Raw genomic sequence first — 7,366 nt, forward strand, 5'->3', positions numbered from 1 at the left:
TCACGATGTCCGACCTGCAGCAGCAGGACCGCTCCGCGTCCTTCGCCCAGGGCCTGAAACTCATCCAGCAGCTCGGCGGGGCCGACCGGCCGGCCGTGCTGGACCTGTTCGAGAGCATCGGGGAGGCCGAGTTCGGCGAGCAGTGCGTGGGGTTCATCTACGGCGACGTCTACCACCGGCCCGGCCTGCCGCTGCCGGAACGGCAGCTGGCCACGGTCGCCGCGCTCACCGCGCTCGGCTACGCGGGGTCGCAGCTGCAGTTCCACGCCAAGGCCGCGCTCAACGTCGGCTGCACCCGCCGCCAGCTCATCGAAGCGGTGATCCACGTCAGCTCGTTCGCCGGGTTCCCGGCCACGCTCAACGCCCTGACGGCGCTCAAGGCGGCCTTCGAGGGGCTGCCGGAGGAGGAGCGGCCCGAGGAGGCCGCCGACCTGCCCTGGGCGGGCATCGAGGACCGCTACGAGCGCGGCCTGGCGGCGATGAAGGCCGTCGACGGCGAGGCGGGGGAGCGGGTCGCCGACGCGCTGCGGGACATCGCCCCCGACCTGGCCACCTACATCGTCGAATTCACCTTCGGCGAGATCTACTCCCGCCCGCACCTGAGCCTGCGCCACCGCGAGATCGTCACGATCGCCGCGTGCGTCGCGCTGGGCACCGCGCTGCCGCAACTGAAGGTGCACATCCACGGGCTGCTCAACGTCGGCGGCACCGAGCAGGAGGTCGTGGAGACCGTGCTGCACCTGGCGTTCTATTGCGGCTTCCCGGCCGCGCTCAACGCCATCGCGGCCGCACGCGAAGTGTTCGCGCAGCGGTGAGCGGCTTCGACAAGCTGCGCGTCGTCGCGCTCGACTGCGACGGCGTGCTCATCGACGACACCTACCTGGCCATGCTCGCCCGGTTCGTCACCGAGCACGGCGGGGTGTACGACGCCGCGGCCGAGCGGGACGTCATCGGGTTGCGCGACATCGTCGTCGCCGAAAAGGTGACCGCGCTGTGCGGTCTGGACCAGCCGGCCGAGGAGACGCTGAAGCAGCTGTGGGCCGCGCGGCAGGACTACCTGGCCGAGCACCCGATCCGGGTGGCCGAAGGCGCGCGGGACTGCCTGACGGCCCTGTCGAAGCTGCCGGTGCGGCTGGTCTGCTACGGCGGCCGCACCCGCGAGCACACCTTCGACCACCACCTCGGCGACTTCGTGGACCTGCTGGACCCCGAGGTGCCCTACGTGAGCATCAACGAGCACCGGCCGGGGGTCGACCACATCACGCGGACCGTGCTCGGCGTCGGGTTCGACGAGATCGTGTTCGTCGACGACGTCAGCCGGGTGGCCGAGGACGCCCGCGCGCACGGCGCCGGGTTCGTGGGGTTCCCGTCGAGCCCCGCCCACGCGCGGCAGCGGGAGTTCATGGCCTCCTACGGCGTCCGCCACTTCGCCACGTCGCTCACCGGACTGACCCCGGAACTGCTGGCCACCGTCGACGGCGAGCTCGCGGCTTCGACACACTGGCCTCGTCGATGAGTGTTGCCGACCTCTTGGAGCCGCTGTGAAGTTCTTTTCCCTGCCCCGTCCCGGCGCCGGGCTCGTCCTCGGCGAGCGTGACGTGCCCGAACCCGGTCCCGGGCAGGTCCTGGTCCGCATGCGCGGGTGGGCGCTCAACGCCCGTGACCTGATGATCCTCAAGGGGTTCTACCCGAAGCCGGTGAAGCCGGACGTGATCCCGCTGTCCGACGGCGCGGGCGAGGTCGTCGCGGTCGGGGCCGGGGTGGCGGCCTGGACCGCGGGTGACCGGGTGGCGGCGACCTACTTCCCGGACTGGCTGGCCGGGCCCGGCACGCCGGAGAAGACCGCGGACGACCTGGGCGGCACGCTCGACGGCGTGCTCGCGGAGTACGCCGTCTTCGCCGAGGACGCCCTGGTAGCCGTGCCCGCGCACCTGGACTACGCCGAAGCCGCCACGCTGCCCAGCGCCGGCGTGACGGCGTGGCGGGCGGTCGTCGAGGAAGGCCGGCTGACGCCGGGGCAGACCGTGCTCACCCTGGGCAGCGGTGGCCTGTCGACGTTCGCGCTGCAGTTCGCCGCGCTCGGCGGCGCCCACGTCGTCTCGACGTCGAGCTCGGACGAGAAGCTGGAGCGGCTGCGCGCGCTCGGGGCCGCGGAGACGCTCAACCACGCGACCACCCCGGAGTGGGGTGCCGCGGTGGCGGAGCTGACCGGCGGCGGTGTCGACCACGTCGTCGACGTGGGCGGCGGCGGCACGATCGGCCAGTCGATGCTCGCCGCGCGGTACGGCGGCCACGTCAGCGTCGCCGGCGTCCTGACCCACGAAGGCGGCGCGGACCCGATCCTGGTGCTGGTCAAGCAACTGACCCTGCGCGGCCTCACCAACGCCTCCCGCGAGACGTTCCAGGCGATGAACACCGCGATCGAGCGGACCGGGCTGCGGCCGGTCGTCGACCGCCGGTTCGCCTTCGACGAGGTGGCCGAGGCGCTCAAGCACCTGGAGTCCGGGACCCACCTCGGGAAGGTCGTGCTGGAGAGCGCCTGAGCCGCCGCTGTCCGCCGGGTAAGTTTTGCCGGCCCGGGTGGGTATTTTCGCTACCCGTGAGCCCCGTTTTCGCAGGTCAGCGGGGCTGTGGGCCAGCGAAAAAGTCCCCTTTGGGCAGGAATGGCGGTTGCCATCGGCACCAGGAAGAGTGGACATCACCGGGGACATCGCCCGAGCAGGCTGCGGCTGCTCGGGCGGTTGCCCGGGACTGGGGGCGCGGGGAGGGGGTTTCAACCGCCTGGGGGTGGGTTGAAACCCCCTTCGCCCGCGCGACGGAAGGTACTCATCCGTGACCTCCGAGGTCACGGATGAGTCATTCGCGGCACCGGCTCAGGACGTCGTGCAGGACCGGCCGTTGAGCGAAATCGCGCCCGGCCGGGAGTTCACCATCCCCGAACTCCCGGTGAAGCCGAACTCCGCGCTCCCGCCCGGCGGGATGGTCTTGTTCCAGCCCGCGTCCAGGGCCGTCACCGCCGCGCCGGTCTGGGTGACCTGCGCGTTCCACGCCTGGGTCACCCGCTGGCCGTCGGCGAAGGTCCACGTCGCCGTCCAGCCCGTCACCGCCGCCGGGCCGGTGTTGCCCAGCTTCACCGAGGCTTGGAAGCCGCCCTGCCACTGGTTGGTCACCGTGTAGGCCGCCGTGCAGGAACCCGACGGCACCGGAGTCGTGGTCGTCGTCGGAGTCGTGGTGGGAGTGGTCGTGGTGGTCGTCGGCGTGGTGGTCGTCGGCGTGGTGCTCGTCGGAGGCGGCGGCTCGCTGCCCCCGGACTCGCCGATGATCACGCCCCGGCCGTTCGTGCCCACGTACACCCGGCCGTACACCCGCGGGTCGCCGGTCAGCGCCGCCCCGATGTTGCCGTACTGGTGCTGGTCGTCGTTGATCCGCGTCCACGACCCTCCGGCGTTGTCGGAACGGAAGATCCCGCGCACCCCGCCGATCTCGGCGATCGTGTACAACGTCGCATACGTCCGGCCGGGTGCGGCCTTGCCGAACCCGATGTTGTCGGCTTCGGCGACGTTCGCCAGCTTCGTGAAGGACGCTCCGGAGTCGGTCGAGTGCCACAGGCCGTACGCCGTGCCGGAGCCGCCGGCCAGCCAGACGTCCCCGGCCACGCCCGGCATCGCCTTGAAGTGCGCCGAGCCGGACGGCAGCCCGGTGGCCGCGGTCGCGGTGAACTTCGCGCCGCCGTCGGTGCTGACGTAGAACTTGCCCGCCGCGAACCCGTAGAACCGCTTCGGGTCGACCCGGTCCGACTCGACCACCGCGCCCGCCGGGATGCCCGCCGACGCCGTCCACGACGAGCCGAAGCCCACCGAGTAGCTGACGTTCGCGCCGTCCGGGCTCCAGACGAACCGGCTGCCGTCGGCGGCCGCGGCCACCGTGCCGCCGCTGGCGTTGCCGCCCGGCTCGGCGCCCTGGAACCAGTTCTTGCCGCCGTCGGTGGAGAAGGCGATCCGGTTGTCGTTCGGCCGCGCGGACCGGTCGAGCGTGCCGGCCCGCACGATCGTCGCCGGCGACAGTTCGGCGTAGTCGAGGCTGGTGGTCGTGGTGAACACCGGCTGCGTGTACATGGTGGCCGGGACGGCGTCGAGGCTGTCGTGCCGGAACCCGCCGATGTCGCCGAGGCCCGAGAGCAGGGGGGCGCCCGAGGGTGGGCTGATCAGGTCGAGCACCGCCGTCTCCTCGAGCCCGCCGACGACCGGCTTGAGGGTGATCTTCCCGCCGCTGTCCCACTTCGTCAGGTCGGACGTGCCGTAGATGGTCGCGCCGGTGCCGTAGAGCAGGTGGTTGGAGTCGAACGGGTCGATCTCCACCGACTCGGTCATCCAGCCGAGCTTCGGCGAGGGCACCGGGGGAGCGGGCTGGGTGCCGAAGGTCAGCCACGGCACCGAGGAGATGTCCTGGGTGTAGCGCAGCGACCGGTCGGGGTAACTGCTGAAGTCCCAGATCCGGGTCCAGGTGGCCCCACCGTCGGTGCTGCGGAAGAAGATGACGTCCGGCCACCACGACACCTGGGTGGCGACCATCAGCGTGTTCGGGTGCTGCCGGTCGATCGTCAGCCCGCTGTAGCCGAAGTAGTCGTCGCTGCTGTCGGAAGGAATCGGGCTGATCCGCGTCCAGGTGCCGGTCTTCGTGGCGTACTTCCAGACGTCGCCCTTCGCGCCGTCGTAGGGGCCGCCGGTGTCGCTGGTCGCCAGGTAGAGGTAGCCGCCGGCGCTGTCGAGGACGCCCTTGTGCGCCAGGAACCCGGTGGGCTGGCCGGCCAGCCGCGCCCACGTGGTGCCGCCGTCGGTGCTGCGGTAGACGGTGTTCTGCTTGTCGGCCACCCCGGCGTAGATCGTCTGCGTGGTGCTGCCGCGGGTGCCGGTCGTGGGGTCGAACGTCACCCAGGTGACGCCTTCGATGTCGCTGGAGTACCCCGTGGTGTCGCTCGGGTCCGGCGCGTAGTTGCCGGGGTTGGGGAAGCTGGTCACCTTCGCCCAGGTGACACCGGAGTCGGTGCTGCGCCAGAGGCCGTTGCCGCTCGGCGCGCCGAGGTAGAGGACGCTGTTGCGGTTGGGGTCGATCGCGAGCCGCTCGCCCATGCCGCGGCCGGGCATGTTGCCGCCGAGCTTGAACGGCAGCGCGGATGCCTGCCAGGTCGCGCCGCGGTCGGCCGAACGGAGGATCGCGCCGTTGTTCGGGTCCCAGCTGTTGGTGTACATCCCGGCGGCGACGTAGACCCGGTCCGGGTCGACGGCATCGGTGGCCAGGCTGACGACGCCGTTGTGGCCCCAGTCGGTCCAGCCGACCGAGTCCAGCAGCGGGAGCCAGCGGCCGGTGGCGGTGTTCCACCGGTACGCCCCGCCGATGTCGGTGCGCGCGTAGACGAGCCCGGGCTCGGTCTGGTTGAAGACGATGCCGGGGACGAACCCGCCACCGGCGATTTCGGCGTTGCGCCACGTGGTGGCCGCCGGTGCGGCCGGGGAGGCCGGCGCGCCGACGGTGACCGCGACGGCGACCGGCACGAGCACGGCGAGCGCACCGCCGAGCAGCCGTCTCGCCGAGCGGAACCTGGACGGGGAATGCGTTGCTGGCACGACGTTGTGCACTGTGGCCTCCACACTCTGGGAGCGCTTCCAGAGGGAAGGTAAACCAGCGTTCGGAGCGTTGTAAAGCGTTCGACGATTTCGGCGACGGACACTGTCCACAGTGGATTTTGCGGGGGGTGGCGCCGGATATGCCGGAATCACATACGTGAACGTCGATCAGGTTTCTGAATTGTTATCACGGATCTTCTTGCCCGCCATTTTCCGGCGTGTGAGTGTGGTGCCGCTGGCTGGACTGGACCTACGAAAGAGGCGACCCGGCAATGACGCAAGCAGCCCCGGCGCGGCACATCGGGCGGACCACGTTGTACTTCTTCGGCGCGCTCGGCGGCATCCTGTTCGGTTACGACCTCGGTGTCATTTCCGGGGTGCTCCCGTTCATCGGGAAACTGTGGGCACTGACCAGCTGGGACAAGGGCGTGATCACCGCCAGCCTGTCGGTCGGCGCGATCGTCGGCGCGCTGTTGTCCAGCCGCACCAACGAAGCCCTCGGCCGGCGCCGCACGATCATGGTCGCCGCGGGCATCGTCATCGTCGGCACGCTGGCGGCGAGCTTCTCGCCGACGTTCGTGCTGCTGGTGCTCTCGCGGCTGATCATCGGGCTGGGGATCGGCCTTTCGTCGTCGACCGTCCCGACGTACCTGTCCGAACTGGCGCCGGCGAAGTGGCGGGGCGCGATGGGTGCGCTCAACCAGATCTTCATCGTGCTGGGCATCCTGATCGCGTTCCTGGTCAGCTACTGGCTCGGCCCGATCTCGGCGTGGCGCTGGATGTTCGCCGGTGCGATCGTGCCCGCGGTGGTCCTGCTGGTCGGGCTGGTGTTCCTGCCGGAGACGCCGCGCTGGCTGGTCAAGAACGGCCAGGAGGACGAGGCCCGGCGGGTGCTGGCCAGCGCGCACGGCAACGCGGTGAACCTCGACGAGGAGATCGCCACCATCCACGAGGTGATCCGGCTCGACACCGAAGAGAAGCCGCGGATCCGCGACCTGTTCTCCGGGTTCGTCCGGCCGATGCTCGTGGTGGCCCTGCTGCTCGCGATCGGCCAGCAGTTCAGCGGGGTCAACGCCATCAACGCGTACTTCCCGACGATGCTCATCGGCCTCGGGTTCGCGACGCAGGCCGCGCTGCTGTCCGGCGTGCTGCTGGGTGTCACGAAGTTCCTCTTCACCGCGTGGGTCGTGTTCGTGGTGGACCGCTGGGGCCGCAAGCCGCTGCTGCTCATCGGCAACGTCATCATGGTGCTCACGCTGGTGGCGGCCGGCCTGGTGGTGCTGAACGTCCACGACACCGGCACGCGCGGCCTGCTGATGCTGGTGATGATGGTGCTGTACCTGGTCGGCTACGAGCTCGGCTGGGGCGCGGTCGTCTGGGTGATGATGTCCGAGGTGTTCCCGCTGAAGTACCGGGCCACGGGCATGGGCGTCAGCAGCGTGGTCCTCTGGGCGGCGACGGGCATCGTGAGCGCGGTGTTCCCGATCATCTCCGACCCGAAGTCCCTCGGCATCGGCGGCTCGATGTTCCTCTTCGCCGGGGTGAACGTGGTGCTGTTCGTACTGACCAAGTGGCTGGTGCCGGAGACGAAGGGCCGCACGCTGGAGCAGATCGAGCTCGACCTGCGGGCGCGCCAGGGCGTCGCGGCCAAGAGCTGACCCCGGGGGGTCGATCGCGGCGCCGGAAAGGCGGTCTGCCGCGGCTTGTCGTGAGTGGTAAAGCGGGTTCTAACCTGCTTTACC

5 protein-coding genes are annotated in these 7,366 nt (G+C 70.5%); 4 read left to right on the top strand and 1 reads right to left on the bottom strand.

The window, feature by feature from the left end; all coding sequences use genetic code 11:
• Nucleotides 1-5 precede the first annotated feature (5 nt).
• The 3 genes from ACWEVN_RS24120 to ACWEVN_RS24130 are packed head-to-tail and all read left to right on the top strand — an operon-like array spanning nt 6 to nt 2,543.
• Nucleotides 6-815, top strand: coding sequence for a carboxymuconolactone decarboxylase family protein (locus ACWEVN_RS24120; RefSeq protein ID WP_452052763.1), 810 nt, complete (start codon nt 6-8; stop codon nt 813-815).
• Nucleotides 812-1,516, top strand: a complete 705-nt coding sequence (locus tag ACWEVN_RS24125) for an HAD family hydrolase (protein WP_449687158.1) — start codon at nt 812-814, stop codon at nt 1,514-1,516. The genes ACWEVN_RS24120 and ACWEVN_RS24125 overlap by 4 nt, the downstream gene beginning before the upstream one ends.
• A 25-nt stretch (nt 1,517-1,541) precedes the next feature.
• On the top strand, nt 1,542-2,543 hold the full coding sequence (locus ACWEVN_RS24130) for a zinc-dependent alcohol dehydrogenase family protein (RefSeq protein ID WP_452052764.1): 1,002 nt from the start codon (nt 1,542-1,544) through the stop codon (nt 2,541-2,543).
• 330 nt (nt 2,544-2,873) lie between these two features.
• Here ACWEVN_RS24130 and ACWEVN_RS24135 read toward each other — a convergent pair whose 3' ends face one another.
• The gene (locus tag ACWEVN_RS24135; protein WP_452052765.1) at nt 2,874-5,636 is read right to left on the bottom strand and encodes a cellulose binding domain-containing protein; all 2,763 of its coding nucleotides are present in this window, start codon (nt 5,634-5,636) and stop codon (nt 2,874-2,876) included.
• A gap of 260 nt (nt 5,637-5,896) precedes the next feature.
• Between ACWEVN_RS24135 and ACWEVN_RS24140 the strand changes: the two genes are divergently transcribed.
• Complete coding sequence (locus ACWEVN_RS24140; RefSeq protein WP_449687155.1) at nt 5,897-7,282, top strand: sugar porter family MFS transporter; 1,386 nt, start codon at nt 5,897-5,899, stop codon at nt 7,280-7,282.
• Nucleotides 7,283-7,366 lie beyond the last annotated feature (84 nt).

Source organism: Amycolatopsis sp. NPDC003861 (assembly GCF_053605405.1).

Bases quoted from the DNA above. Each gene is read 5' to 3' on its own strand.
- ACWEVN_RS24120 (WP_452052763.1), top strand. From the start codon at position 6: ATGTCCGACCTGCAGCAGCAGGACCGCTCCGCGTCCTTCGCCCAGGGC.
- ACWEVN_RS24140 (WP_449687155.1), top strand. From the start codon at position 5,897: ATGACGCAAGCAGCCCCGGCGCGGCACATCGGGCGGACCACGTTGTAC.